2 protein-coding genes are annotated in these 1,716 nt (G+C 36.0%); both read left to right on the top strand.

Features of this window, described 5'->3' with window-relative positions:
* The first annotated feature begins 59 nt into the window (after positions 1–59).
* Positions 60–746 carry a helix-turn-helix domain-containing protein gene (locus LJE09_RS17125; protein ID WP_055058267.1) on the top strand — a complete coding sequence of 229 codons (687 nt, stop codon included), beginning with the start codon at positions 60–62 and terminating at the stop codon, positions 744–746.
* Complete coding sequence (locus LJE09_RS17120) at positions 746–1,639, top strand: IS3 family transposase (RefSeq protein ID WP_173704929.1); 894 nt, start codon at positions 746–748, stop codon at positions 1,637–1,639. Before LJE09_RS17125 ends, LJE09_RS17120 begins: the two co-directional genes overlap by 1 nt.
* The last annotated feature ends 77 nt before the right edge of the window (positions 1,640–1,716 follow it).

The following is a 1,716-nucleotide window of genomic DNA, read 5'->3' as shown; positions in this document are numbered from 1 at the left end:
TGATATGCTACCCTCATATAGGACAATGAAATATAAAAGTCCTATATGGGGGTATTTTCATGTTCAGAAAGAGTAAGATAGAACCAGTAGAAAAAGTAAAAATAGTCGAACGCTACCTTGCAGGAGAAATTGGCATACGGCAAGCAGGAAAAGAATTGGGAGTTGATCATCATAGTATTCGAAATTGGATTTCTATTTATCAGTATGATGGACCAACTGGATTACTCAATCAACCGAAAAACAAATCTTATTCAAAAGATTTAAAAATATCTGCTATAAATGATTATCTTAACGGAGAAGGATCTCTTCAGGATATTTGCACAAAATACGGAATTCGTTCACACAGACAGCTTTCCGATTGGATTAAGGTGTATAATTCTGGTGGAATATTAAAAACATCCACTGGAGGTGCTTACATGAAAAAAGCAAAGAACACTACACTTGATGAGAGATTAAAAATAGTAACAGATTGTCTTGCAAATGATAAGAATTATGGTGCAATGGCACTCAAATATGATTGTTCCTATCAACAAGTTCGCAATTGGGTAATACGATACGAAAAGATGGGTCAAGCGGGTCTGGAAGACAGACGTGGACGTCGTATAGCTTCTCTTCCAAGCAGAACACCTGAAGAAGAGCTACGTGACAAGATAGCTGAACTAGAAAGAAGAAATCTAGACTTACAAATGGAGAATGATCTGTTAAAAAAAGTCAGAGAACTGGAAAGGAGGGGGCGCTATCTTTAATCCATCGGTTAGCCGAATATGAAGCCATCCAAAAACTATCGTCTACTAAGCATTATCCCATAGATAGACTTTGTAAATATCTTAATGTTACACGTTCTGCGTATTACCGCTGGGTAAAATATCCGAAAAGTAATAATGAACTTCGAAACGAAAGACTATCCACTGAAATCCAAAGGATTCATAACCAGCATCCAGATATGGGATACCGAAGGATTCGTGATGAATTAGATGGACATAAAGGAATTCATGTGAATGATAAACGAGTACTTCGTATTTGTAGGAAATACGATATAAAATCAAATATTAAATGGAAACCTAAGAGTTGTACCAGAGGAGACAGAAATCCTGATCACATAGCAAAAAACTATTTACACCGTGAATTTCACGCCGAAAAACCGAATGAAAAGTGGCTTACAGATGTTTCTGAATTTAAATACTACAACGGAATAGAAGTTCATAAAGTTTATCTGAGTGCTATTTTAGATTTATATGATAGAAGGATTGTTTCCTTTAAAATCAGCGATCATAATGATAATCCATTAGTTATGGACACGTTTGATGAGGCTGTTCGTCAGGAGCCAGATGCACACCCATTAGTTCATTCTGATCGAGGCTTTCAATATACAAGCGCACAGTTTTATACTAGATTAAAAAAACATCATATGAAGCAGAGTATGTCTAGAGTTGCCCACTGTATTGACAATGGACCAATGGAAGGGTTTTGGGGAATTCTAAAACGAGAAATGTATTATAAACAGCGTTTTAATGACAGAAGCTCTTTGATTACTGCGATAGCTAATTACATAGATTACTACAACAACCAACGACTTCAAAGGAAACTGCATGTAATGACACCAATGAAATATCATGAGCAATATACAAAAGCAGCATAAAATATCGCCAGCCATAGCATGGCTGACGATACAAAAATTTATTATTTTTTATTGTCCTCTTGACGGGGAGCATACCA

It is taken from the genome of Blautia sp. DFI.3.45 (genome assembly GCF_020593505.1).
GTDB lineage: Bacteria > Bacillota > Clostridia > Lachnospirales > Lachnospiraceae > Blautia_A > Blautia_A wexlerae.
Note: the sequence above shows the minus strand (reverse complement) of the source record. Positions and strands in the feature narration are given on the sequence as shown.